Source organism: Vibrio sp. 1159, from assembly GCF_033340395.1.
Lineage (GTDB): Bacteria > Pseudomonadota > Gammaproteobacteria > Enterobacterales > Vibrionaceae > Vibrio > Vibrio alginolyticus.
On record NZ_JAWOWL010000195.1, the window covers coordinates 1 to 1,023 of the forward strand.

A 1,023-nucleotide genomic window follows, 5' to 3' on the forward strand; every position below is an offset into this window, starting at 1 on the left:
CAAGGATAGGCTCGCCGCGTACATCGGCCACGTCCATTAACGGGTTATCCTGATTGCTGGTGGAGGTGATGTGGATGTCGCCATCTTTCACAACTAACCATGCAAAGCCAGATCCAAACGTATTAACGGCTGCTTGAGCGAATTCGTCTTTGAACTTTTCGAAGTGACCAAACTTGTCGTTGATGGCTTGCGCAAGTGCGCCTTGTGGTTCACCGCCGCCTTCTGGTGACATGCAATTCCAGTAAAGGATGTGGTTGTAGTAGCCGCCGCCATTGTTGCGAATGGCTGGGCTATGTTGCGAAACGGCTGCGAAGATTTCGTCTAGCGATTGTGTTTCAAGCTCACTGCCTTGCACGGCGGTGACGAATTTATCGAAGTAAGTTTTGTGGTGTTTGCTGTAATGCACTTCCATGGTTTTTGCGTCGATGTATGGCTCTAACGCATCGTATGGGTAAGGCAGAGCGGGAAATGTATGTGACATAGTAAATCCTCCTTAATCGGAGGATTTACTCTAATGTTAATGAAAATCATTATCAACTGAAATCTTGTAGGGTTATTTGCCTACTTTAACTAAAGGCAGCGTGATGGAGACGCGCAAACCTCCCAGTGGGCTGCGGCTCGCGACTATCGTACCGCTGTGCTGACGAATCGCACTTTCGGTGATGGTTAACCCTAATCCTGTGCCGCCAGAGTGACGATCACGAGCAGTAGACACACGATAAAATGGACGGAAAATCGCTTCTAACTCTTCATCCGGCACACCATCACCGTTGTCATCGACGGTAATCGTCAGTGTGTCAGTCTTGTCTTGAATGTCGATCTGCACTTCATCTTTTCCGTAATAAATCGCGTTGCGGATGATGTTTTCTACCGCGCTCATCAACAGTTTTGGGTTGCCTGAGATATGTCGCTCAGGGATCTCTGAATAGCGGAGTGTTTTACCCATTTGCTCGGCTTCAAACTGCGCATCTTTAATGATCTCTTCCCACAAACTTTCTATTGGCTGTGTCTCGCGTGTCATGT

General features: G+C 48.0%; 2 protein-coding genes. Both read right to left on the reverse strand.

Annotated features, from left to right (window positions below):
- On the reverse strand, positions 1-481 hold a 481-nt coding region (locus R7127_RS26940; protein WP_318148766.1), incomplete at its 3' end, for a superoxide dismutase.
- A 72-nt stretch (positions 482-553) separates the two neighbouring features.
- Positions 554-1,023: ATP-binding protein (locus R7127_RS26945; RefSeq protein WP_318148767.1), on the reverse strand; the 470-nt coding region annotated here is incomplete at its 5' end.